The 23260-nt window shown below is 66.9% G+C and carries 17 protein-coding genes and 1 tRNA gene; 6 read left to right on the top strand and 12 right to left on the bottom strand.

The features are described 5' to 3' along the window. Window positions 1-259: 259 nt before the first annotated feature. The 3 genes from pstA to F790_RS0109045 form a co-directional block, all read right to left on the bottom strand. Complete coding sequence (gene pstA, locus F790_RS0109055; protein WP_019591452.1) at window positions 260-1927, bottom strand: phosphate ABC transporter permease PstA; 1668 nt, start codon at window positions 1925-1927, stop codon at window positions 260-262. 9 nt (window positions 1928-1936) lie between these two features. Continuing rightward, window positions 1937-4207: an ABC transporter permease subunit gene (locus tag F790_RS0109050; protein ID WP_019591451.1), complete on the bottom strand. Its 2271-nt coding sequence runs from the start codon at window positions 4205-4207 to the stop codon at window positions 1937-1939. Window positions 4208-4398: 191 nt separating this feature from the next. Beyond that, complete coding sequence (locus F790_RS0109045) at window positions 4399-5367, bottom strand: PstS family phosphate ABC transporter substrate-binding protein (RefSeq protein ID WP_019591450.1); 969 nt, start codon at window positions 5365-5367, stop codon at window positions 4399-4401. A 158-nt stretch (window positions 5368-5525) separates the two neighbouring features. Between F790_RS0109045 and F790_RS0109040 the strand changes: the two genes are divergently transcribed. Further along, window positions 5526-6152, top strand: a complete 627-nt coding sequence (locus F790_RS0109040) for a YIP1 family protein (RefSeq protein WP_018869554.1) — start codon at window positions 5526-5528, stop codon at window positions 6150-6152. Window positions 6153-6154: 2 nt separating this feature from the next. Here the strand turns inward: F790_RS0109040 and phoR are convergent, their stop codons facing one another. From phoR to F790_RS0109005, 7 genes are all read right to left on the bottom strand, one after another. Beyond that, window positions 6155-7468: a phosphate regulon sensor histidine kinase PhoR gene (gene phoR / locus F790_RS0109035; RefSeq protein ID WP_019590043.1), complete on the bottom strand. Its 1314-nt coding sequence runs from the start codon at window positions 7466-7468 to the stop codon at window positions 6155-6157. 13 nt (window positions 7469-7481) lie between these two features. Continuing rightward, complete coding sequence (phoB, locus tag F790_RS0109030; RefSeq protein ID WP_018869552.1) at window positions 7482-8171, bottom strand: phosphate regulon transcriptional regulator PhoB; 690 nt, start codon at window positions 8169-8171, stop codon at window positions 7482-7484. 92 nt (window positions 8172-8263) lie between these two features. Then, window positions 8264-9595 (bottom strand): DUF3422 family protein, encoded by a 1332-nt coding sequence (locus tag F790_RS0109025; RefSeq protein ID WP_019591449.1) that lies wholly within the window; start codon window positions 9593-9595, stop codon window positions 8264-8266. Between the two features lie 49 nt (window positions 9596-9644). Further along, window positions 9645-10517, bottom strand: coding sequence for a squalene synthase HpnC (gene hpnC / locus F790_RS0109020; RefSeq protein ID WP_019591448.1), 873 nt, complete (start codon window positions 10515-10517; stop codon window positions 9645-9647). A gap of 135 nt (window positions 10518-10652) precedes the next feature. Then, window positions 10653-11330 carry a phosphoglycolate phosphatase gene (gene gph, locus F790_RS0109015; protein WP_019591447.1) on the bottom strand — a complete coding sequence of 226 codons (678 nt, stop codon included), beginning with the start codon at window positions 11328-11330 and terminating at the stop codon, window positions 10653-10655. After that, window positions 11327-12031, bottom strand: a complete 705-nt coding sequence (gene ubiG, locus F790_RS0109010) for a bifunctional 2-polyprenyl-6-hydroxyphenol methylase/3-demethylubiquinol 3-O-methyltransferase UbiG (RefSeq protein WP_019591446.1) — start codon at window positions 12029-12031, stop codon at window positions 11327-11329. Before ubiG ends, gph begins: the two co-directional genes overlap by 4 nt. 7 nt (window positions 12032-12038) lie before the next feature. Further along, window positions 12039-13376, bottom strand: coding sequence for a TRZ/ATZ family hydrolase (locus F790_RS0109005; RefSeq protein WP_019591445.1), 1338 nt, complete (start codon window positions 13374-13376; stop codon window positions 12039-12041). A gap of 202 nt (window positions 13377-13578) precedes the next feature. On the opposite strand from F790_RS0109005, the gene F790_RS0109000 reads away from it, so the two are divergent. The 3 genes from F790_RS0109000 to F790_RS0108990 are packed head-to-tail and all read left to right on the top strand — an operon-like array spanning window position 13579 to window position 17432. Further along, complete coding sequence (locus F790_RS0109000; RefSeq protein ID WP_038036657.1) at window positions 13579-14709, top strand: polysaccharide export protein; 1131 nt, start codon at window positions 13579-13581, stop codon at window positions 14707-14709. An 18-nt stretch (window positions 14710-14727) separates the two neighbouring features. Continuing rightward, the gene (locus tag F790_RS0108995; protein ID WP_019591444.1) at window positions 14728-15168 is read left to right on the top strand and encodes a low molecular weight protein-tyrosine-phosphatase; all 441 of its coding nucleotides are present in this window, start codon (window positions 14728-14730) and stop codon (window positions 15166-15168) included. A gap of 35 nt (window positions 15169-15203) precedes the next feature. After that, entirely contained in the window at window positions 15204-17432 is a 2229-nt protein-coding gene (locus F790_RS0108990) for a polysaccharide biosynthesis tyrosine autokinase (RefSeq protein WP_019591443.1), read from the top strand. Window positions 17433-17445: 13 nt separating this feature from the next. Here the strand turns inward: F790_RS0108990 and F790_RS0108985 are convergent, their stop codons facing one another. Beyond that, a complete protein-coding gene (locus tag F790_RS0108985) occupies window positions 17446-19353 on the bottom strand; it encodes a nucleoside-diphosphate sugar epimerase/dehydratase (RefSeq protein WP_019591442.1) in 1908 nt (635 codons plus the stop codon). Window positions 19354-19669: 316 nt separating this feature from the next. Then, window positions 19670-19760 (bottom strand) — tRNA-Ser (locus F790_RS0108980). A 437-nt stretch (window positions 19761-20197) separates the two neighbouring features. Here F790_RS0108980 and soxB point away from each other — a divergent pair. Beyond that, entirely contained in the window at window positions 20198-21931 is a 1734-nt protein-coding gene (gene soxB / locus F790_RS0108975; protein WP_018869542.1) for a thiosulfohydrolase SoxB, read from the top strand. 255 nt (window positions 21932-22186) lie between these two features. Further along, window positions 22187-23257 carry a 23S rRNA (cytidine(2498)-2'-O)-methyltransferase RlmM gene (rlmM, locus tag F790_RS0108970; RefSeq protein WP_019591441.1) on the top strand — a complete coding sequence of 357 codons (1071 nt, stop codon included), beginning with the start codon at window positions 22187-22189 and terminating at the stop codon, window positions 23255-23257. Window positions 23258-23260 lie beyond the last annotated feature (3 nt).

Genomic DNA, 23260 nt, shown 5'->3' with positions numbered 1-23260 from the left:
CGATCTCCGGGGCGGACGCCGCCGCAGGCGACTGGAGCGAACGTCGGGGTTGCGTCGCGAGGTTGCCGCGGCCCCTGCGGGGCCTCGCAATGACGGGGAAAGCCAGGCGTCATCGCGAGGCGCGCAGCGCCGTGGCGATCTCCGGGGCGGACGCCGCAGGCGACTGGAGCGAACGTCGGGGTTGCGTCACGAGGTTGCCGCGGCCCCTGCGGGGCCTCGCAATAACGGTGCCTGAGAGAGACGTTGAACATGGCCCGTCTCAGTCGCTTTCCGCGCGGTATTTCTCGCGCAGATGGTTGCGGATGGAGATGGCGGTCAGGTTAAGGACGACGATCAGCAGCACCAGGATCAGGGCCGTGGCGTACACCAGCGGTCGGCCGGCCTCGACGTTCGGGCTTTTGAAGCCCACGTCGTAGATGTGGTAGCCGAGGTGCATGAAGGCACGGTCCAGGTGCAGATAGGGGAAGGTGCCGTCCACCGGCAGGTTGGGCGCGAGCTTGACCACGCCCACCAGCATCAGCGGTGCGACCTCGCCAGCGGCGCGCGCCACGGCAAGGATCAGGCCGGTCATCATGGCCGGCGCGGACAGCGGCACGATCAGTCGCCACAGGGTCTCGGCCTTGGTGGCGCCCAGCGACAGGGAACCGTGGCGTACGCTGCTGCCGATCCGCGTCAGGCCCTCCTCGGTAGAGACGATCACCACCGGCAGGGTCAGCAGGGCGAGCGTCAGCGATGCCCAGATGATCGCCGGCGAGCCGAAGGTGGGCGAGGGCAGGGCATCCTCGAAGAAGAGCTGGTCGATGTTGCCGCCGACCAGATACACGAAGAAGCCCAGGCCGAACACTCCGAACACGATCGACGGTACCCCGGCCAGGTTGTTCACCGAGATGCGGATGATGCGTACCAGCGGGCCCTGTTTCGCGTATTCGCGCAGGTAGATCGCGGCGAGCACGCCGAACGGGGTCACCACGATCGACATCAGGATCACCATCAGCACGGTGCCGAAGATCGCCGGCAGGATGCCGCCCTCGGTATTCGCTTCACGAGGGTAGCCGGTCATGAAGTCCCAGAAGCTGCCGACGTAGTGGCTCAGCTTCGCGGCCGTGCTCATGTCGTTCGGCCACCAGGCATTCACGATTTGCGACAGCGCGATGGTGGTGCGCTGGCCATCGGCAGTCTCCAGCACGATGGCGTAACGGGCGACTTCTTCGCGCAGGGCGTTGCGTTCGGATTCCAGCTCGGCGTATTGGGCGTCCAGGGCCGCCTGTTCCTCGTCGAGTTCCCGGTGGCGCTGCGCGCGTTGTTCCTCCGTCAGCGAGGTATCCCGCTCGAGGCCGCGACGGTCGAGCCGCACCCGTTCCATCTGATGATTGACCTGACCGATCTCGACCCGCTCGATGCGTTCGAGCTGCTGCACCAGATCGCGGGTCTCCCGGATGCGTTGTTCGAAGGCGGAGCGCGCCGCGTCGCCTTCGGCCACGGTCTCGCCGTCCTCGCGGTATTCCCGGATGAAGCCGAAGAAGTCACCCCATTGCAGGCGTTCCAGCACCACGGCGTCGCGCGGGGTGCGGCGTTCGGACATCGCGTCTTCGAGATACCAGCGGAAGTCGCGTGAATCGAGGTCGCGGTTGCCGCGCTTGATCAGGTGGCGCACGACGATTTCCTGACCCTCCGGCACCTGAAAGCCGGCTTCCCGCGCGGCCTGGGCGGTCATGGTTTCCGAGCGTGCGAGTTCGCCCATCACCCCCCGGGGCTCGCTGTCATCCGCGGGCTGGTATTCGAACTCGATGACCTCGGACGGCCAGAAGAACGACAGGCCATTCACCGCGATCATGGTGATCAGCCCGAAGACCATCACCAGTGAGGCGGCGATTGCCCCGGCATTCAGCCAGATCCACGGAGTGCCGGACTGGAACCAGTGTTTCATCGTTGTTCCTTACAGGGTGCTGTATTTGTTCCGCAGGCGCTGGCGCACGATCTCGGCGATGGTGTTCACCGTGAAGGTGAGGGCGAACAGGACCAGCGCGGCCAGGAACAGGATGCGGTAATGGGTGCCGCCCACCGCGGTCTCGGGCATCTCCACCGCGATGTTCGCGGAGAGCGTGCGCATGCCCTCGAAGATGTTGAAGTTGACCACCGGGGAGTTGCCGGTCGCCATCAGCACGATCATGGTCTCGCCGACGGCGCGGCCGAAGCCGATCATCACCGCCGAGAAGATCCCCGGGCTGGCGGTCAGCAGCACCACGCGCACCACCGTCTGCCAGGGGGTGGCGCCCAGGGCGAGCGAGCCCTGGGTGAGGTGCCTGGGCACGTTGAAGACCGCATCCTCGGAGATCGAGTAGATGGTCGGGATTACCGCGAAACCCATCGCGATGCCGATCACCAGGGCGTTACGCTGGTCGTAGGTGTAGCCGGCGTCGGTCAGCCACTGGCGGGCATCCCCGTTGAACATCCAGATTTCCAGATGCGGGCTGATGAACACCGCGAACCAGCCCACCAGCAGGATCACCGGGATCAGAATCGCGGCTTCCCAGCCTGCGGGGATCGCACGGCGTACGCCCTCCGGCAGGACCCGCGTCCAGACGAAGGCCATCACCAGCATGGCCAGCGGGAGCAGGATCAGGATGCTGGCTACCGCGGGCAGGTTGGCCTCGATGAACGGGGCCAGCCACAGGCCCGCCAGAAAGCCCAGGATGACGGTTGGCAGGGCCTCCATCAGTTCGATACTGGGCTTGGTCAGGCTGCGCATGCGGCTCGACATGAAATATGCGCTGTAGATCGCCCCCATGATGGCCAGCGGGGTGGCGAACAGCATGGCGTAGAAGGCGGCCTTGACCGTGCCGAGGGTCAGCGGCACCAGCGAGAACTTGGGCTCGAATTCGTCGGTGGCGGACGACGACTGCCACACGTAGTCGCCGCCGGAACGGCCCTCGTACCAGACCTTTTGCCACAGCACGTGGAAGGAGACTTCCGGGTGCGGGTTGGACAGGTCGTTCACGAACCAGGTCTCGGCATCGTCGATCGCGATCAGCATCCGATTGCGCGGGTCGATGTACGCGCGGTAGAGGGGACGGTCGCTGATCGTCTGCTGGAGCAGGGTGCGCTGCGAGGTCGGGTAATGGACCGCCAGGGCGCCGGAGGCGTCGGTGGTGGCGAACCCCTTGCGGATGTATTCCGGCTGGGTGTTGGTGACCGCATCGGCATGTTGCGGGAAGTCGCGGACGCGGGTGATGCGGTTCACGTTGTCTTCGTCGCGCACCAGCATGTACTGGGCGACCGAGCCATCCGAGCCCCCGACCACGACGGAAACCGTCCCCAGGATGTATTCCAGCGAGGTGACCCTGGCATCGTCCCCGCGCACCACGCGCTTGCTGTCAACGAGCCGGGCGTTGCGCGGGGTGCTGATGTCGAAGAAATGCAGCCGGCCCCGGTCGTCGCCCACCATCAGGTTGCGCCCGGTGATGTCGACCAGGATGCGGGTTGGCGTCGCGCCCTCGGGCAGGGAGGGCAGGTCGTGGGCCGAACGGGTGACCTCGGTCTCGCCGGTCATCATCGAGGTGCGTTCCTCGAAGTTGACCAGCCGCAGCTCGCCGTCCTCGGTGGCTGCGGCCACCCGCACGCCGCTGGAACCTCGCTGGATGCCGACCACGTCGATGGCCCGGCCCTCGGAATCCACGTCCAGCAGCGCCGAATCCTCGTCTCCCAGGGGGTACACCAGGCCCGGATCGTATTCGCGACCCTGCGGCGTAAAGCGTTCGTTGTATTCGTATTCGATGGCCAGCACCTGGCCGTTGTCCAGGCCGGCCGCGACCAGGCGCGTGCGCGGTTCGGCCATGCTGAAACTGGTGACCCGTACGTCATCCGGGATCGGCAGCGGCTGTTCGCTTACCACCTCGCCGCTGTACGGGCGGAAGAAGACCGCCCGACGGTCTTCGGTCAGACGCACGGCCATTTCGCGATGCCGATTGACCGCCAGGTGGATGGTCCCCGTGTCGGCCCCGCCGGGCGCATCGTAGGCCGCGCGTTCCTCCAGCGAGGCGCCCTGGAACATCGGGAGGGTTTCGCTCAGGAGGTAGACGAACATCAGGGTCAGGGCGCCGATCACGGCCAGACCGAAGAATCCGATCAGGTAGCGGGCCGAGGTGTCCTTGGCGCGGCGCCAGCGCTGGAAGCGGTCGAGAGTGGTGTTCGCGATGGTGCCGGGCATTCGGTTCCCCTGAAATATCGACGGGCGCGTGACGGTCGTTGGCAGGGATCCTAAGGGCGCCTTGTGACATTCCGATGACACTGCGGTGACAGGCATTTGAACGCGCAGCGGCTCGAGGAGAGAGGCATAAACGAAAAAGGCCCGGACAGTGTCCGGGCCCTGGCGCCTCCCCATTGCGGGAGGTGCACCGGTTATTCGAGGCCGAGGGCCTCGCGCTGGCGCTTGGCGACCGTCTCGGGCAGCGGGACGAAGCCGTCACGCACGACCACCTCCTGGCCTTCCTGCGACAGCACCATCTTCAGGAACTCCGCCTGGCGCGGGGCGAGGCCGTCTTCCGGGTGGTTGTTGACCGCGACGTAGAGGAAGCGCGACAGCGGGTAGTCGCCGGAAGCGGCGTTCTCGGCAGTCGGCTCGTACAGGGCATCCTCGCTCTCGCCGAGGGCGATGGCGCGGACACCGGAGGTGTTGTAGCCGATGCCGGAGTAGCCGATGCCGTTGAGGGACTCGGCGACACCCTGGACGACCGAGGCGGAGCCGGGCTGTTCGTTCACCGAGTTGCGGTAGTCACCATCGCACAGGGCATGTTCGCGGAAGTAGCCGTAGGTCCCGGAGACCGCATTACGTCCGTAGATGGTGATGTCGCGGTTGGCCCAGGAGCCTTCCAGGCCGAGCTGACCCCAGCGGGTGATGTCTTCGGCACCACCGCAGCGGCGGGTGGAGGAGAAGACGGCGTCAACCTGGGCAATGGTCATGCCCTCGATCGGATTGTCGCGGTTCACGAACACGGCGATGGAGTCGATGGCCACCGGCACCAGGGTCATCTCGTAGCCGTGGCGCTCTTCGAACGCGGCCTGCTCGCTGTCGCGCGGCTGGCGGGACATCGGGCCGAAGTCGGCGGTGCCCTCGGTCAGGGCGGGCGGGGCGGTGGAGGTCCCGGCGCCCTGGATCTGGATGTTCACGTTCGGGTAGAAGTCCTGGAACTCCTCGGCCCACAGTGCCATCAGGTTGTTCAGGGTGTCCGAGCCTTCGCTGGACAGGTTGCCGGAGATGCCGCTGACGGTCTGGTAGGCCGGCAGGTCCGGGTCAACATCGGCCATCGCCGGTGTGACGGCAAGGGCGGCGGCCGCGGCGGCGGCCAGAACGGTACGCTTGAACAGCATGGGTCACTCCCTCGTGCTTGCTTGACGGTGCGTCGGACCGGTGGGTCCTTGATGCCGGATTATCGGGAGCCATGCTTGCAGTTTGGTGACGGCAACGTGACAGAAGCATGACAGGGGGCTGTAACGGGATTGTCATCGGCGCTTCATACAGTGCACCCATGAAAGCTGATCGTCCCCTTCGCGTCTGGCCCCTGGCCGCCCGTGTCCTGGTTCGTCCGGGACCGGTGCTGCGCTCGCTCGCCGCTCACGGTCCGCTGCCTTCGTGGCAGGCCGTGTTCCTGCGTTTCTCTCTGCCCCTGGTGCTGACCAGCGTCATCCTCAGTCAATGGCTTTACGGGCTGATGCCACCCGCGCTGCCCCCGGAGTCCGTTCCGGATCCGGTGGGGTTCGGCGTCTACAGCGTGCTGGCCATGACGGTGGGGGTCGCGGGGCTGACCCTGTCGGCTCACTATCTGGTGGAGCTGTTCCAGGGGCCGGCGGGTCCCGAGCGGGCCGCCATGGCCGTGACCCTGGGGCTGGTCCCGGCATGGCTGGGCAACGTGGTCGCGGCGTTCCCCTGGCCCTGGGGCAACGGCCTCGCGCTGGCCCTGATCCTGTACAGCCTTGCGCTGCTGTATGTGGCTCTGCGTGAACTGCTGGGACTGAAACGCGGCAACCGGATCGGCCTGTGGGCGGCCACGCTGTTCTCCGGGGCGTTCATCACGCTGGTCTTTGGCTGGGCTTTGATGGACCTGATCCCCGGGGCTGCCCCGGAGCTGCGTCTCGGCACGACCTGGTTGATCTGAATTCAGTTTTCGCAGCGCCGCACCGTATGCGGCGGGAAATGGCAACTGAAGCGGCTGCCGACGCCGAGTTCGCTGTCGATCTGCAGCTGTCCCTGGTGGCGCAGCAGCACATGCTTGACGATGGCCAGACCCAGGCCGGTGCCGCCGCGATCCTGGCTGCGGGCATCGTCCACGCGGTAAAAACGCTCGGTCAGCCTCTCCAGATGGTGGCTGGCGATGCCGGGACCGTTGTCGTCCACGGCGAGAGTGGCGCCGCCGTCGTCGGTTGCGGACCAGCTCAGGGTGACCCGGGTGCCTGCCGGGGTGTACTTGATCGCATTGAACAGCAGGTTGGCGAAGGCCGATCGCAACTCGGTCTCGGTGCCGAGGATCTCCAGATCGGGCTCGGCATCCAGTGCCAGGTGGTGGCCGCGGTCGCCGGACAGCAGTTCGGCCTCGTCGATCAGGCTGCGCAGCATCTTGGTCGGGTTGAACCAGGTCTGCTCGCCCTGTTCCGAGCCGGTCTCCAGGCGCGAGAGCATCAGCAGGTCGTCCACCAGCAGTTTCATGCGCTCCGACTGTTCGCGCAGCAGGCGTACCGAGTCCATCAGTTCCGGCTGGTCGACCAGTTCGTCCTCGAGGGTTTCGGCCACGCCGTAGAGCACGGTCAGCGGGGTGCGCAGTTCATGGGACACGTTGGCGATGAAATCCCGGCGCATCACCTCCAGACGGTGCAGGTGCGTGGTGTCGCGCGCCAGCAGCAGGTACTGGTGCTCGCCGTAGGGCACCAGACGAATCTCCAGCCGCCGGTTCGCATCCAGCGGCGACGGCATGTTGAGGCTCTCCTGCGGCGGACTGGCGGGGTCCATGAAACGCAGGAAATCCGGATGGCGCACCAGGTGGGTAATGCGGCGGCCCTCGTCGGCCGGCCATTCCAGATCCAGCAGGCGCGCGGCGGTGGGGTTCGCCCATTCGATCCGGTGCTCGGGGTTGAGGACCACCACCGCGTCGGGAAGGGCGCTGGCCGAGTCGCGGTAGCGTTCCAGCGTGCGCCGCAGGCCGGCCACCCGGCGCAGTCGCCGCTGGCGGCGCTGGTGCAGGTTGGTGAAGATCTCGCCCCATATGCCGCGGGCATCCGGGGGCTCGCTGCGGCCGCCGCGACGGGCCCAGTTTTCCAGCCGGTAGAGCTGCAGGAGGTTCCAGCCCAGCGCGGCGGTCAGCAGGCCCGTCGCGGTGATCCACGGGTAGCCGAGGGCCCACCCGGTGCCGAGAATGATCAGGCCGGCGAGCAGGTTGCGGGCAATAACCCGTGGCCAGGGGTTGAAGGGGGGCTGCAAGGGGCGGGTCCGGTCAGGGCTGGTCGGAGAAACGGTAACCGGAGCCCCGCACTGTCTGCACCAGGTCGTCGTGTCCGGTTTCGGCCAGCGCCTTGCGCAGGCGACGGATATGCACATCCACGGTGCGTTCCTCCACGTAGACGTTGGTGCCCCAGACCTTGTCCAGCAGCTGCTCGCGGGTGAAGACCCGGTCGGGGTGGGTCATGAAGAAATGCAGCAGATTGTATTCGGTGGGGCCCAGACTGACCGGTTGCCCGTTGCCGCTGACCCGGTGCGAGACCGGATCGAGCGCCAGACCGCGGACCTCCACCGGCTCCTCCGAGCTGGTGGGCGTGGTGCGCCGGAGCACGGCCTTGATCCGCGCCACCAGCTCGCGCGGCGAAAACGGTTTGACGATGTAGTCATCGGCGCCGACGTCCAGCCCGCGGACGCGGTCTTCCTCCTCGCCGCGCGCGGTCAGCATGATCACCGGAATGTCCTTGGTGACGGGGCTGGCCTTGAGTTCCCGGGCCCAGTCGAGCCCGCTGATGTCCGGCAGCATCCAGTCCAGCAGGACCAGATCGGGCGGGTCCTGGAGCAGGTCGGTGCGCGCGCTGCGGACGTCGCCTGCCTCGCGCAGATCGTAGCCGGCCCGGTTGAGGGGCAGGCGGAGCATCTCGCGAATGGCGAGGTCATCCTCCACAAGCAGGATCGAAACAGCCATGTCGGCCTCCGGTTGCGTGATGACCGCATTGCATAACAGGCGTGTTACAGACGTGTGAACACGGCATCATGCGACGGGAATCCTGCTCGCCGTCATTGGCGCCCGTCCTCGCCGTGAGTGGCGGTGATGCGCGCGCGCATGCGGCGCAGGGCATACCACACCCCGCCGACCACCACCGGGACGGTGGCACCGATGGCGATGTTGACCGGGATCGGGAGCGTGCCGGCTTCGTCCATCCCGCGCAGGAAATAGGCCAGCAGGCTGGTCAGATAATAGGAGATCACCACCACCGACAGTCCTTCGACGGTCTCCTGCAGGCGCAGCTGCAGATGGGCGCGCCGGTTCATGGAGCGCAGCAGGTCGCGGTTCTGGTTTTCCACGGCGACGTCCACCCGGGTGCGCAGCATGGAGGTGGTCCGGTGAATCCGGGTCGCGAGGTTGTTGAGCCGTTCGTCCTGCGAGCGGCAGGTGCGCATGGCCGGGTCCAGACGGCGGCCGAGGTATTCGCACAGGGTCTGCAGGCCCGGGATACGCACCGGGCGCAGTTCCTCGGCGCGCTTGTCCACCATGGAGGCATAGGCGCGTGCGGCGTGGAAGCGGGTCGCCGTGTGGCTGCCCATGCGCTCGACGTCGGCGGCCAGATCGGACAACGCGGCCAGCAGCCGCTGTTCGCGGTCGGTGCCGCCGAAGCGATCGGAGATGCCGGCCATCTCGTCGTTGATGTCGTTGAGGCGGCCCTCCAGTTCGTTGAGCTCGGGCATCAGCTCGCGGGCCAGCGGCAGGGCGAGCAGGGCCATCAGACGATAGGTCTCCAGCTCGAGGACGCGCTGCACCAGGCGGCCGGCCTGACGGGGTGACAGGTCCACGTCGCGGACCAGGAAACGCTCGAAGCCGTCCTCGCGCACCCGGAAATCGGTGAACACCCGGCCGTCGCCGCCGGACACGCCGTTGCCGGCGAACGAGTAGGGAGCGAACAGCTCGCCCAGGTCCTGCATGCTGCGCACCGGGGCCTCGCGCGGCTCCAGCTCCAGGTGGATGGCGGCAATGGTCTCTCCCGGCAGGCCGGTCAGCCAGTCGATGGGCACCCGATGGATGGCGGGATGGGTAAACGGTTCCTGCCGGGGTTCGTTCACCACGAAGAACGCCCAGGTGGAGAATTCGTTGTGGCGTTCCCAGCGCAGGCGGAACTCGCCCAGGTCCACGGCCACGAAGTTCTCGCCGTTCAGCGGGGGCTCGATTCCGTGCCGCCGGCACAGGTCGGCCACACATTCACGTTCCCGGTCGATGGCATCGCGCGGACTCAGCAGGGTCAGCCAGGACACCCGCGCCGGCGGCTCCAGCGGTTCGTAAAAACGGGTGTGGACCTCCTCCTGGATGGATTCGCGCAGGGGGTGGTTGCCGGGCAGCAGCGGGTTGGTTTGCATGTCGGGCGCCGGGTAGTCGTTCGGAGTCGGAGTGGATCGAGGAGGGCGTTCAGCCGCTGCGGCCCCGTCGGCGCGGCCGCAGGCTGTGCCACAGGATCACCGCCATGTCGCGGGTGCGCAGGCGGGGGCGCGCGAACACGTCGTCCTGCTGGCGCAGGCGCCACAACACGCGCGCACCCCCGTTGACGATGGCACGGGTCTCGAGACCGAGCCGCCCGCGCAGGGTTCCGCCCAGGGGAGCGCCGGCGCGCAGCAGGCGGTCGGCGCGGGCGTACTGGAACTGCATCAGGTTCTGCAGGGGCAGGGTGTTGAGCCGCTCGCGAAGCATGACCTCGGTCACCCCGTAGCGGGCCATCTCGTCCTGCGGCAGATAGATGCGGTCGTTCTCGCGGATGTCCTGGTGCAGGTCCTGATAGAAGTTGATCAGCTGGAGCGCGGTGCAGATGGCATCTGACTGGCCCAGCATGGCGTCGTCGGGATCGCCCTGCAGGTGCAGGATCAGGCGGCCAACGGGATTGGCCGAACGTCGGCAGTATTCCATCACCTCGCCGATGTCCGCATAGCGGGTCTTTTCCAGGTCCTGGATGAACGCGTCCGTGAGGTCGACGAAGGGTTCAACGGGCAGGTCGAAGCGCCTCTTCGCGTCCGCCAGCGCGATCCATTCGGGGGCGGTCTCCGCGGCCGGGTCGTCCAGCGCGCGGACGTGTTCCTGCATCGCCTGCAGATCGGTCCGGCGGGCCTCGACCGGACGCGCATCCTCGTCGGCGAGGTCGTCGGCGTCGCGTGCGTAGCAGTAGATCGCGGCCACCGGGTCGCGCATCTTGCGTGGCAGCAGGCGCGAGGCGACGGGGAAGTTCTCGTAGTGCGACCGGGCACGCTGGCGGCAATGCCGATAGGCAGCGGCGATGTCGGGGCGGGCCATGTCAGCTCCAGTCGGGGGTCTTGGTGCACCCATTATGCCGGTTTTGTCCTGTGTGGGAGACCGGCCTTCCGGCCGATGGGACGGGCGGCGGGCGATCGTCGAGGGGCTCGGCTCCTGCAAGGCGGGGCCCGTGACTCAGCCGGCTGCGCGGGTGAACGTCTCGCGCCAGCCCCAGAAGTCGCCGGGATGGTCCAGGACACCGTCGGCGCCCCAGCCGTCGGGGTTCTGACCGGCGTCAATGTAGCCCCAGGCGGCGATCAGCGTGCTCATGCCGGCGGCACGGCCGGCAGCGATGTCGCGCTCGGCATCGCCCCAGTAGCAGTGGTGTGCGGGCTCGAGCCCGGTCTGGCGGGCGGCCAGCCACATGGGGTCGGGGTCCGGCTTGCGCCGCGCGAGGCTGTCGCCGGAGACGATCGCGCTCATGCGCGGGGCGAGGCCCAGGGCCTCCAGCAGCGGTTCGGTCAGCCACGCGGGCTTGTTGGTGACCACGCCCCAGTGCCAGCCGCGCGCCTCGATCTCGTTCAGCAGGACATCCATGCCGGGGAACAGCCCGGTCGCGATGCACAGGTCGCGCGCATAGATCTCCAGATAGCGCTTCTTCAGAGCCTCGGTCCGGGCCTCCGGCGCGTCGGGGAAGGCCAGGGTGACCAGGGCATGCGAGCCGTGCGAGACATGGTTGCGCACGGCATCGAAGGGCAGGGGCGCGCGGTCGTTCTCGGCCAGCAGCCGGTTGAGCGCGGCGTGCATGTCGGGTGCGGTGTCGAGGAGGGTCCCGTCCAGATCGAACAGGACCGCGCCCGGTTCGTGGCTCATGCGCGTGCGGCCATCAGGTAGTTGACGTCGGTGTTCGGGGTCAGACGGTAGCGTCCGGACAGCGGCGACCACGTGAGCCCGGTCAGGTGGGCCACCTCCACGTGATGCCGGCGCAGTTGCGCGGCCAGTTCCGACGGACGAATGAAACGGCCGTACTCGTGGGTACCGGCCGGCAGCAGGCGCATCACGTATTCGGCGCCCACGATGGCCTCGGCAAACGCGCGCGGCGTGCGGTTGATGGTGGAGAGGAAGATCCAGCCGCCGGGACGGACCAGCCGGCACAGGGCGTCGATCACGTTCTCCGGGTCCGGCACGTGTTCCAGCATTTCCATGCAGGTCACCACGTCGTATTCGCCCGGGTGTTTTTCCGCGTGCTCCTCGGCCGTTACGTGCAGGTAGCGCACGGAAACACCGCTGTCGTGGGCGTGTTCGCGCGCGACTTCCAGGTGTTCGGCTCCGGCGTCCAGTCCGGTGACCTCGGCGCCGCGCACGGCCATCGCTTCGGACAGGATCCCGGCGCCACAGCCGACATCCAGCACCTTCTTGCCGGCGAGGTCGGCGTGGCCGTCGATCCATTCCAGGCGCAGCGGATTGATCGCGTGCAGGGTGGCGAAGGCCCCGTTGGGGTCCCACCATTCGTGCGCGCGATCCGTGAATTTGTGGATCTCGGCCGGATCGACGTTGGAGTGCGTCTGGGTCATGGGCAGTTCAGTTCTCGCAGGCTTGCAGGGTCTCGGCCACGCGGCCCTGCCACCGAACGGCGCTGGCGTGGATGGCCTCAAGGTCCAGCGTAAGCAGTTCGCGGTCGGCGAGCAACGCCCGGCCGTCGACCCACACGTCGCGCACGGCCTCGCGGGTGGCGGCATAGACGATGCGTGCGTGCGGTTCGTGTTCGGGTTGCAGCTCCGGGCCGGTCAGGTCGAGGCTGATCAGGTCGGCGCGCTTGCCCGCTTCCAGCGAGCCGATCTCGTGGTCCAGCCCCAGGGCGCGAGCGCTGCCCAGGGTCGCCATCTCCAGCACGCGCTCGGCCGGCAGCGCGGCCGCATCGCCGCTCACGCCCTTGGCCAGCAGGGCCGCGGTGCGCATCTCGCCGATCATGTCGAGGTCGTTGTTGGAGGCGGTCCCGTCGGTGCCCAGCGCGAGGTTGATCCCGGCCCGGTCCAGGCGCGCCACCGGGCAGAAGCCGGACGCCAGCTTGAGGTTGGATTCCGGACAGTGCGTGATCGACACCGGCCGGTTCTCCAGCAGGGCCAGGTCTTCGTCGCTGACCTGGGTCATGTGCACCGCCATGAACGGCTGGTCCAGCAGACCGAGGCGGGCGAGGCGGGCCAGCGGGCGTTCACCGCCGTTGCTCACCGCCTCCTCCACCTCGCCGGCGGTTTCGTGCACGTGGGTGTGCACCGGCACGCCCAGCTCCCGCGCGCGCTCGCCCACCCGCTGCATGCTCTCGTCACCGACGGTGTAGGGCGCGTGAGGAGCGACGGTGAAACGAATGCGGGGGTGATCGCCCCAGGTCTCCACCACCTCGCGGCCACGCTGGAAGTATTCGTCCGGGGTCTGCGCCCAGGGGGTGGGGAAGTCGAACACCGTCAGGCCCATCACCCCGCGGATCCCGCTGGCATCCACCGCGGCGGCCGCGTCCCCCACGAACAGATACATGTCGGAGAAGCAGGTGGTGCCGCCGCGCAGCATCTCCGCGGCAGCCAGACGGGTGCCGTCGTAGACGAACTCCGGCGAAAGCAGCCGGCCCTCCACCGGCCATACGTAGCGCTTCAGCCACTCCATCAGCGGCTGGTCGCTGCCGATGCCGCGCAACAGAGTCATCCCGGCGTGGGTGTGGGCGTTCACCAGCCCCGGCATCAGGGCGTGCCCCTCGCGATGTTCGTGGCGGGCCTCGGGATGCTCGGCGAGGGCCTGCTCGCGGGGCCTTACGGCCAGGATCGCACCGTCGCGAACGACTACCGCATGGTCTTCCAGGACGGCCCCCCGTGGAACCACGGGCAGCACCCAGGAGGCGCTCAGGATCAGCGTGGCTGCTTCGGACATCGGTACTCCGAGATGACGGTTTGAAGATCGGGTTTCGGAATCCGCGCATGGTAAGGAAACGTGGATCAATGTACACGTTCGCGGTCCGGCTGAGGGACCGCTCCGATACTCGGAAAGGATGGGGCCGGAACTGTGGAACATGCCCGCACCGAGCTGTATCCTTGCGGCCTTCAGAGATCGCCAAACCCGGGTGCAGTTGCCAATGATCGCAGCAGGAAGCTGGAAAACCGCGGTGCCTCTCGTGGTCGCCGTCGCCCTGTCGGGCTGCGGGTTTGCGCCGGGTGGTTTCATTCAGGAGCGCGCCGAGAGCGAACCACTGCACGACATGGTGGAAGTGAAGCCGATCACCCGCGGTCTGGTTCGTCAGGAGGCCGAGGATCCCGTCCAGCCGGATCTGGAACAGGCACGCGAGGAGCTCGAGGCGGATGACACGCGGTACGACTACCGGATCGGTCGCGGCGACGTGCTCAGCATCATCGTTTATGACCATCCCGAACTGACGATCCCGGCCGGTTCGGAACGCTCGGCGGCCGAATCCGGCAATACGGTGCATTCCGACGGGACCATCTTCTATCCGTTCGTCGGCCGTGTGGAGGTCGAGGGTCGAACGGTAGCCGAAGTGCGGGACATCCTCGCGGAAGAACTCGCCGCGGTCATCAATGATCCGCAGGTGGAAGTGCTGGTGGCGGATTACCGCTCGCAGCAGGTCCACGTGACCGGCGAGGTGCGCGAGCCGGGGCGCCAGCCGGTGACCAACGTGCCGTTGACGGTGCTGGACGCGATCAATGATGCCGGTGGCCTGACCGAGGAGGCGAACTGGCACAACGTACGTCTGACACGCGATGGTGAAGAAGTGCCGTTGTCGATGTACGCGATGCTGAGCGAGGGCGATCTGTCCGAGAACCGCGTGCTACGGGATGGCGACGTGCTGCACGTGCCGGACACCACAGACCAGAAGGCGTATGTGCTGGGCGAGGTGGGTGAACCGCGCAGTATCCCGATGGGGCGCGGACGGATCTCGCTGACCGACGCACTTACCGATTCCGGTGGCTTCAACGAGGCGACGGCGGATGCCAGCGGCATCTTCGTGGTCCGTCAGGCGCCGCCGGACAGTGACCTGCTGGCGACGGTTTACCAGCTGGACGCCCGGGATGCGACGGCGCTGGTGCTGGGGACGGAGTTCGAGCTCGAACCCATGGATATCGTCTATGTGACGACGACTCCCCTGGGGCGCTGGAACCGCGTGATCAATCAGTTGCTGCCGACTGTTAACGCTGTTTATCGTGCCTCCCGGGCCACGCGCGACGTGCGCGAGCTGCGCGACGACTTCTGAGCGGGCAGAGTAGAACGGATGTTTGAACGGATCCTGGTGGTATGTACGGGCAATATCTGTCGCAGTCCGGTGGCCGAAGCGATGCTGCGTCGGCATGCCCCGGAGCGCAGCATTGGTTCGGCCGGTCTCGGCGCGCTGGTGGGCGAGGGTGTCGCGCCGCAGGCCCGGGCACTGGCGGAGGCCGATGGCCTGGACGTGTCCGGTCACGAGGCCCGGCAACTGACCACCGGCATGCTCGAGCAATCCGATCTGGTGCTGGTGATGAGTGACGGGCAGCGTCAGGCGATCGGCCGCAACCATCCCCGTGCCCTGGGCAAGACCATGCGTTTCGGCCACTGGCTGGATGACGGCCACGGTCGCGATATCCCCGATCCGTATGGCAAGAGCGACGAGGCATTTCGGGAAGTGCACGCGCTGCTGACCGAGGCCGCACAGAGCTGGGCGGAGCGGCTGGGCTGATCTCCCGGCCGCGCCACGACAGGAACAGGTAACCGATGACGCAGACCCCCGCTTCCCCGCCGCCGGCGGATGACGAGATCGACCTTGGCCGGCTGTTCGGACTGCTGCTCGATCACAAGTGGTGGATCGTTGGCATTACGTTCCTGTTCATGCTGGGCGGTGGGGCGTATGCGACCCTCTCGACGCCGGTCTATCAGGCGGATGCGCTGGTCCAGGTGGAGGATACCGGCGGTGTCAGTGCGCCACTGAACGACATGCGCGAGATGCTCGGACGCGAGCCGCGTGCGTCGGCGGAGCTGGAGATCCTGCGTTCGCGCATGGTGCTGGGTCAGGCGGTGGATCGCGAGCGCCTGGACCTGATCGTGCGTCCGGTGCGCCTGCCGGTCATCGGAGATTTTCTGGTCCGCCGGGACTGGGACCGGAGCCGGGCCGCCGTGTTGGGCGGCGTCGCCGAGCGCTATGCGTGGTCCGGAGAATCGCTGACGGTGGGCGATCTGCGGGTCACGCCCGCGATGGAAGGGGAAACCCTGACACTGCAGGTCACCGGCGAGGATCAGTTCCGCCTGTCCCACGACGATCGGGTCCTGGGAGAAGGCCGAATCGGGGAGGAGGCGAGCTTCCTCGACGGGCAGGTCATCCTGTTTGTGGAGGACATCTCGGCCGAGGCCGGGGCCCGCTTCGAACTCCAGCGCCGCGCTCGGCTGGCCGCGATACGCGATCTGCGCAACCGTTTCCAGGCCACGGAACAGGGCAATGAGAGTGGCGTCTTCAGCCTGACGTTCACCCACACCGATTCGGAACAGGCTCGCGGCGCCCTGAACGCGATCAGTGACATCTATCGCCGACAGAACGTCGAACGTCAGGCCGCGGAGGCGGAACAGAGCCTGGAGTTCCTGGAAGAGCAGGTGCCCCAGGTACGGGCACGGCTGCGGGAAGCGGAAGACGCCCTGAACGAGTATCAGGTGGAGCAGGAAAGCGTCGACATGTCGATGGAGACGCAGGCGGTCCTCGACCGGCTGGTGGACCTGGAGCGCCAGATCACCGAGCTGGAATTCGAGGAGGCGGAGATCTCCCGTCGGTACACGCAGAACCATCCGACCTACGTCACCCTGCTGGAAAAGCGCGAGCAACTGGAGAACGAACGTCGGGAGCTGCAGCAGGAGATCGGGGGCCTGCCGGAGACCCAGCAGCAAGTACTCCGCCTGCAACGCGATGTCGAAGTGAACCAGGAAGTCTATGTCCAGCTGCTCAACCGCATGCAGGAGATGGACATCACGCGAGCCAGCACGGTGGGGAATGTCCGCATCCTGGACGATGCCGCAGTTCTGCCGTCACCGGTGGAGCCACAGCGCGGGCTGATCGTGGCGCTGGCCACGGTCCTCGGCGGCATGCTTTCGGTGGCGCTGGTGCTGCTGCGCGGGATGCTCAACCGGGGCGTTGAATCACAGGAGCAGATCGAGGAACTGGATCTACCGGTCTATGCGACCGTACCGCTGTCGGACGTGCAGCAGAAACTCGTCAAGCGGCTGCGGCGGCGGCGTGATCTGAAAAGCGGGCGTCGACGCGGGGCCACCGGGGAAGAAGGGGTCGTAACGGGGGTGCTGGCCTCGTATTCCCCGACGGACGGGGCCATTGAGGCGCTGCGTGGTCTGCGCAGCAGCCTGCATTTCGCGATGCTCGAGGCGGCGGACAATCGGCTGGTGATCACGGGTCCCAGCCCGGGTGTTGGCAAGAGTTTCATCTCGGTGAACCTGGCGGCGGTGTGTGCCCAGGCGGGCCAGAAGGTCCTGGTGGTCGACGCCGACATGCGCAAGGGACACGTCCACCATGCATTCGGCGAGGCCAGCGCGGGCGGGCTGTCCGATCTGTTGTCGGAGAAGCTGACGCCGGGAGAAGCCATCCGGGAGACCGATATCGAGGGGCTGGACTACATGGCCAGGGGCTCGGCACCCCCGAATCCCGCCGAGCTGCTGATGAACGAGCGTTTTACCCGGTTCCTCGATCAGGCGAGCGGGCAGTACGACCTGGTGCTGATCGATACGCCGCCGATCCTCGCGGTGACGGACGCCTCCGTGGTGGCGCGCCACTGCTCGACCACCCTTATGGTGGTGCGTTTCCAGCTCAACCCGCCGCGCGAGATCGAGGCGGCGCGGCGTCGTCTGGAGAGTGCGGGCGTGGAGACGCGGGGTGCGATCCTGAATTCCATGGAAGCCACCGCCAGTGCCAGTTACGGCTACGGCTACTACCACTACTCGTACAAGTAACGGAAGCCCCGGTTCACCCGGCGGGACGATATTCGGGAACGATCTCCCGCAGACATGCGCGGGTCGCCGCGGCATCCATGGCCTGGTCGGCGCGTTCCAGAGCCTCCAGTGCCTCGCTCAGGGCATCCGCCGGTGCCCGGTCTTCGCGGGCCTGCATGATGCGGGGGTGGCGCGTGCTCTCTACGTTGTCGCCAATGAGCAGTTCTTCGTAGAGCTTTTCGCCCGGGCGCAGCCCGGTGAACTGGATGGCAATGCCGTCGGGCGGGTTGCCGTTGTCATCCCGGACCTGGCGGCCGTGCAGGCGGATCATGCGTCGGGCGAGATCCTGGATTCGTACGGGCTCGCCCATGTCCAGAACAAAGACCTCACCGCCGCCGGCCATGGTGCCGGCCTGGATCACCAGCTCGGCGGCCTCCGGGATGGACATGAAGTAGCGCGTGATCTCGGGGTGGGTCACCGTGACGGGGCCGCCCTCCCGGATCTGGCGATGGAACAGGGGCACTACGGAACCGGACGATCCGAGGACGTTGCCAAAGCGCACCATGGAGAACAGGGTAGCCGGGGCGCCGGCTGCCCGGTCCTGCAGGATCATTTCCGCCAGCCGCTTGCTCGCGCCCATGACGTTGGTGGGGCGCACGGCCTTGTCGGTACTGATGAGGATGAATCGTTCCACGCCGGCCGCGATCGCGGCGTCGGCCAGTACCCGCGTGCCGAGGACATTGTTGCGCACTCCCTCGACGGCATTCTCCTCGACGATGGGTACGTGCTTGTAGGCGGCCGCATGGTAAAGGGTCTGGATTCGGTGCCGGTCGAGGACGGATTCCACCCGCCGGGGCAGGGTGACCGACCCCAGAACGGCATGGATCGGGCAGTCCACGCGGAGCTCGTCGCGCAGGGCCTGCATCTCCTGTTCGATACGATAGAGCGCGAATTCGTTGCGTTCGAAAAGGACGAGTTCGGCCGGTCCCTGGCGGAGGATGCGCCGGCACAGCTCCGAGCCGATGGAACCCCCGGCACCGGTGACCATTACGCGGCGATCCACAATGCTGCGTTGCAGCAGGTCCGGCTGAGGCGGGACCGGGTCGCGTCCCAGGAGATCCGCCACGTCGATATCCTCGAGCTGGTCCAGGCGTGCCTGGCCGGAGACGACGGCCTCCATGGAGGGTACCGACTGCACGTGCAGTGGATAGGGCTCGAGGCGCTCCAGGATGGCCTTGCGCGCCGAGCGCGAGGCCGAAGGAACGGCCAGCAGGATGCGCCGGATGCCGTACTGGTGCATCAGCGTGCCGATCATCCGCGGGGGGTGGACCCGAATGCCGTTGATCGCCTGCCCCTGCAGGGCGGGGTTGTCGTCGATGAAGGCGACGATGCGGAACTGCCCGGTGGTACCGAGGCCGGCCGCGAGCTGCATCCCGGCGGCACCGGCGCCATAGACCAGTACGGGTTCCGCGTGGCGGCGCAGTTCGTTCACGTTCTGGTACCAGCTGCGCACGAGAAAACGGCTGCCGCCCACGTAGATGAAGGCCAGGAGGGCGAAGGCCACCGGGACCAGGCGAGGGAAGTCGTCCAGCCGCCCAATCGCCGCAGCCGCCCAGAGGAATCCGGCGAGCAGGACGACCCCGGTGGCCACGGACCATACCGCGCGGGTGCCCATGAAACGAACCACGGCACGGTAGAGGCCCAGCCGGGCGAAGATGAACACACCGACCACCGGCAGCAGGGGAAACAGCCACCAGGCATTGATCAGGGCTTCGGGCAGGGGTTCGGCCAGCCGGAGGGCGAAGGCCGTCCACAGGGCGAGCGGGAGCATGACCACATCGGCCGCGACCATCAGCCAGCGCTTGGTTCGGCGCGGCAGGTTGACGAGGGAGCCCAGCCAGCGGGTGCGGTGGTCGCCCGGTTGATCCTTGGGGTTGCCCATTCTTCCCTGGTCCCGGCGCGGGGTGCGCGCCTTACGCGGAGCCGATGTAAAAAAAGGGCCGCGAGGGCCCTTTTTTGCCGAATTCCGGCGTTGCCCCCTCTGCGGGCGCCGGAATACCCCCTGAAATCTGGCGGAGAGGGAGGGATTACTCGCCACGCTGTGGCTCGCCCTCCGGGCCATCGCCTGCGGCGATGTTCGGGTGCCGCGGTGCGGCACCCGTCGAACCCGGTTTGCTCGATTCCTCGGGTTCGAAATCCCTCGTCCGACCGGGATTTACATGGAACCAGGGGCCCGGTTGCCCCCTGGTTCAAGAATCTGGCGGAGAGGGAGGGATTCGAACCCTCGATACGGGGTTACCGTATACACACTTTCCAGGCGTGCGCCTTCGACCGCTCGGCCACCTCTCCGTAAGCTGCGAAAGGTTAAACGACATCGGCGCCTTGTGCAATCGACGAGACCGCGCGGTCCCGAGGGGCAGGCCTCCGGGGTGTGCCGGCATTACTCGTTGATCTGCATCACGAACTCGCCATGTGCGGACGCTACACTTGAGCTGTCCGCTTTCTGCGGTGGTGGTCGCCGGCAGGGTCTCTGCCCCGGGCCGGGCACCGTTGAGTGGTGTATGTCGCGTGTTGGCCCCTTCAGGACGAAGGGGCCTTTTTTGTGTCCCCTTCCTGTGTGGGCGTTTTGCGACGCAGGCGGCGTTCCGCGTCACGCTGTAGCCATGGCCCGTGTCCGGACGGAATAACGGATGTCGGGCCGACGTCTTTTGGTTCACCAGGGCGTCTGTCGGCGCGATCCGGCAGACGGCTTTCTTCATTCAGGTCCTAACACTCAGGAGTGGTATATGAACCTCACGCGGAGGGAATTCCTCGAAGTCATGGTGGCCGCCAGCGCGGCCGGCCTCGCCACCAATGCCTGGGCGGGCGAGAGCATCGACTGGCAGCGCGCGCCGTCGGATTTCTACGACATTTCTCCGTTCGGGAACGTGTCTCTGCTGCACTACACCGACTGCCACGCGCAGCTGCGCCCGGTCTACTTCCGTGAGCCGGACGTGAACATTGGCGTGGGGGACATGCAGGGCAAGCCGCCGGTGCTGGCCGGCGAGGCGCTGCTTGACCACTTCGGGGTCGAAAAGGGCACACCCGAGGCCCATGCGCTGACCTTCCTCGATTTCGCCGAGGCGGCCGAGAAATACGGTCGGGTCGGCGGCTTCTCGCATCTGTCGACGCTGGTGAAGCGCCTGCGTGCGGACCGGCCGAACTCCCTCCTGCTGGACGGTGGCGACACCTGGCAGGGTTCGGCGACCTCGCTGTGGACCGGCGGGCAGGACATGGTCGACGCGCAGAAGCTGCTGGGCGTGGACGTGATGACCGGTCACTGGGAGTTCACCTTCGGTGACGAGCGCGTCAAGGAAGTCATCGAGAACGACTTCAAGCCCAACGGCATCGACTTCGTCGCGCAGAACGTCGAGGATCGCGACTGGGGTGACCGGATCTTCGAGCCCTACACCATCCGCGAGATGAACGGCGTCCCGGTGGCCGTGATCGGGCAGGCCTTCCCGTATACCTCGGTGGCCAATCCGGATTACATGTTCCCGGAATGGTCGTTCGGCATCCGTGACGACAAGATGCAGCAGATGATCGACGAGGTGCGTCAGAAGGGCGCGAAGGTCGTGGCGATCCTGTCGCACAACGGCATGGTGACGGACATCGAAATGGCCCGCCGGCTGCGTGACGTCGACGTGATCATGGGCGGCCACACTCACGACGCGATCCCCGGTGCGCTGGAGATCGAGAACGCCGCGGGCGAGCGCACGCTGGTGACCAACGCCGGTTCCAACGGCAAGTTCCTGGGTGTGCTGGATCTGGATGTGAACGACAGCGGCATCAAGGACTACCGCTTCAAGATGCTGCCGGTGTTCGCCAACATGCTGGACGCGGATCCGGAGATGGAGGCGCACATCGAAGAGGTGCGCAAGCCGTTCGAGGACCAGCTGCGGGAAGAACTGGCGGTGACCGACGACGTCCTCTACCGCCGCGGCAACTTCAACGGTACCTTCGACGAGGTCATCGTCCAGGCGATGATGGAAGAGATGGATGCCGAAGTCGCGCTGTCGCCGGGTTTCCGCTGGGGCGTGAGCGTGCTGCCGGGCCAGCCGATTACTTTCGAAGAGCTGATGACCCAGACCGCAACGACGTACTCCGAGACCACGCGCAACGAGATGACCGGCGCGGATCTCAAGCACGCGATGGAAGACGTGGCCAACTCGATCTTCAACGAAGATCCGTATCGTCATCGCGGTGGCGACATGGTGCGCACCGGCGGTATCCGCTACACCATTGACCCGCACAAGCCGATGGGCGAGCGCATCACCGACATGGAGATCAATGGCGAACCCATGGATCCGGAACGGCGCTATGTGGTGGCGGGCTGGGCCGACGTGCATCAGCCGCATGACACGCCCCCGGTCTGGGAAGTGGTGGGTAACTGGCTGCGCAACCAGGATACGGTCAACGTGGGCGAGCCCTACCTGCCGAAGCTGAAGAACGTGGAGGGCGATCCCGGCCTGGCTCGCTAAGGCCGCCAGTTGCTCCGGATCCTTGTGATCCGGAGCCGGATCGTGAAGGGCCGTCCCGCGAGGGGCGGCCTTTTTTGTTGCCCTTGAGAGGCCCCGGGTGAGAGGCCCCGGGAACGCTCTCGGGGTGGCTTCGGAGTAACCTTGGTGGGAGCGTGCTTGTACGCGAACGACGCGGGGTGTTGATTGGCGCCGCGATTCGCGGCCGGGGCCGCTCCACAGGGCGCCGCAGGCGCGCGGAATTACTTGGGGAGAATCATGGAAGAACTGCTTTTTTATTGCCGGGCGGGGTTCGAGAAGGACCTGGCCGGCGAGCTGGCCGCGGAAGCCGCGCGGGAAGGCCTGGCCGTCTATCCACGGTTCGTTGAAGGGACGGCCTTCGTCCGCTTGTTATCGGCCGATGGCGATCCGGCACCGCTGCGCGACGCCTTTCCCCTGGATGAGCGGATCTTCGCGCGCCAGCGCCTCCCGGCGCTGCATCCGCTGGAGGGCCTGTCACGCAAAGACCGGGTGAGCCCGGTCGTGGAACGCATTCGCGCGAGTGGCTGGTCGTTCGAGGCCATCTGGCACGAGACGCCGGATACCAACGAGGGCAAGGAGCTTCGACGCCTGGGAAAGGCACTGGAGCGCCCGCTGGAGTCGGCACTACGCAAGGCTGGCGCGCTGCGCGGGCAGGGTGAGGCGCAGGGTCGTCGTCTGCATTGTTTCTGGACGGCCGGCGACCGTGTGCAGCTGGGTCTGGCCACGCCGGAGAGCAGCAGCGACCGTCCGGGGGGCATCCTGCGCCTGAAGGCCCCGCGCGCAGCGCCCAGCCGTTCCGCACTGAAACTCGAGGAAGCCTGGTTCCACTTCCTGACTCCCGAGGAGCGCGAACAGCGACTGGCGGAGGGCATGACGGCGGTGGACCTGGGGGCGGCGCCGGGGGGCTGGACCTGGCAGCTGGTGCGGCACGGCCTGCATGTCCAGGCCGTGGATAACGGTCCGATGGATGCCGACCTGATGGCCGGGGGACAGGTGGAGCATATCCGCGAGGATGCGTTCACCTGGGTGCCCCCGCGTCCGGTGCACTGGCTGGTGTGCGACATCGTGGACCGGCCCGGACGCGTCGCGGACCGCGTAGGCGACTGGCTGGAGGCGGGATGGGCTGAAGAGGCGATCTTCAACCTCAAGCTCCCGATGAAGAAGCGCTACGAGACCGTGCGTGAATGTCTTGATCGGCTGGAGGGCCGGCTGGCCGGGCACGGATTTCGCGTGCACGCCCGCCAGCTGTATCACGATCGCGAGGAAATCACCGTGCATGCCCGTCCGGCCCGTGGTGCGGCCGGCTGAAGA

Source organism: Thioalkalivibrio sp. ALE20 (assembly GCF_000381405.1).
In the GTDB taxonomy this organism is placed as follows: Bacteria; Pseudomonadota; Gammaproteobacteria; order Ectothiorhodospirales; family Ectothiorhodospiraceae; genus Thioalkalivibrio.
Note: the sequence above shows the minus strand (reverse complement) of the source record. Positions and strands in the feature narration are given on the sequence as shown.

What these genes read in the sequence shown, in the direction of transcription:
- F790_RS0108985 (WP_019591442.1), bottom strand. Translation starts at nt 19,353, where the DNA reads ATGGGCAACCCCAAGGATCAACCGGGCGACCACCGCACCCGCTGGCTG.
- pstA (WP_019591452.1), bottom strand. Translation starts at nt 1,927, where the DNA reads ATGAAACACTGGTTCCAGTCCGGCACTCCGTGGATCTGGCTGAATGCC.
- F790_RS0109005 (WP_019591445.1), bottom strand. Translation starts at nt 13,376, where the DNA reads ATGTCCGAAGCAGCCACGCTGATCCTGAGCGCCTCCTGGGTGCTGCCC.
- gph (WP_019591447.1), bottom strand. Translation starts at nt 11,330, where the DNA reads ATGAGCCACGAACCGGGCGCGGTCCTGTTCGATCTGGACGGGACCCTC.
- ubiG (WP_019591446.1), bottom strand. Translation starts at nt 12,031, where the DNA reads ATGACCCAGACGCACTCCAACGTCGATCCGGCCGAGATCCACAAATTC.
- F790_RS0108990 (WP_019591443.1), top strand. Translation starts at nt 15,204, where the DNA reads ATGACGCAGACCCCCGCTTCCCCGCCGCCGGCGGATGACGAGATCGAC.
- rlmM (WP_019591441.1), top strand. Translation starts at nt 22,187, where the DNA reads ATGGAAGAACTGCTTTTTTATTGCCGGGCGGGGTTCGAGAAGGACCTG.
- F790_RS0108995 (WP_019591444.1), top strand. Translation starts at nt 14,728, where the DNA reads ATGTTTGAACGGATCCTGGTGGTATGTACGGGCAATATCTGTCGCAGT.
- F790_RS0109050 (WP_019591451.1), bottom strand. Translation starts at nt 4,207, where the DNA reads ATGCCCGGCACCATCGCGAACACCACTCTCGACCGCTTCCAGCGCTGG.
- hpnC (WP_019591448.1), bottom strand. Translation starts at nt 10,517, where the DNA reads ATGGCCCGCCCCGACATCGCCGCTGCCTATCGGCATTGCCGCCAGCGT.
- phoB (WP_018869552.1), bottom strand. Translation starts at nt 8,171, where the DNA reads ATGGCTGTTTCGATCCTGCTTGTGGAGGATGACCTCGCCATTCGCGAG.
- soxB (WP_018869542.1), top strand. Translation starts at nt 20,198, where the DNA reads ATGAACCTCACGCGGAGGGAATTCCTCGAAGTCATGGTGGCCGCCAGC.
- F790_RS0109000 (WP_038036657.1), top strand. Translation starts at nt 13,579, where the DNA reads ATGATCGCAGCAGGAAGCTGGAAAACCGCGGTGCCTCTCGTGGTCGCC.
- F790_RS0109045 (WP_019591450.1), bottom strand. Translation starts at nt 5,367, where the DNA reads ATGCTGTTCAAGCGTACCGTTCTGGCCGCCGCCGCGGCCGCCGCCCTT.
- F790_RS0109025 (WP_019591449.1), bottom strand. Translation starts at nt 9,595, where the DNA reads ATGCAAACCAACCCGCTGCTGCCCGGCAACCACCCCCTGCGCGAATCC.
- F790_RS0109040 (WP_018869554.1), top strand. Translation starts at nt 5,526, where the DNA reads ATGAAAGCTGATCGTCCCCTTCGCGTCTGGCCCCTGGCCGCCCGTGTC.